We start from the raw sequence: 253 nt of genomic DNA, 5'->3' as shown, positions 1-253 counted from the left end.
GTTGCGTGGGAACGCGCCGTCTTCATAGGATTGCCAGAGGCCCTGCACCACCGCCACGTGCTCCTGGGCGCGGGCGTAACGGGTGTGGGAGTCGTAGTGCTCGTCACGGCCCTAGTTGCCGGCAGTGCCAGCGTCGCCGCTGGTGACCACGTTCCAGCCAGCGCGGCCCTTGCTGATCAGGTCCAGCGAGGCCAGGCGGCGGGCGACGTTGAAGGGTTCGTTGTAGGAGGTGGTCAGGGTACCGATCAGACCG

Annotated in this window: 1 pseudogene; it reads right to left on the bottom strand. The window is 67.2% G+C overall.

The features are described from left to right. A pseudogene (locus SB771_RS35870) lies at positions 1-253 on the bottom strand (LLM class flavin-dependent oxidoreductase); the annotation flags it as partial.

The sequence above is a fragment of the Burkholderia sp. SIMBA_051 genome, assembly GCF_046534915.1.
Lineage (GTDB): Bacteria > Pseudomonadota > Gammaproteobacteria > Burkholderiales > Burkholderiaceae > Burkholderia > Burkholderia ambifaria.
This window is presented reverse-complemented; position numbering and strand designations above follow the sequence as displayed.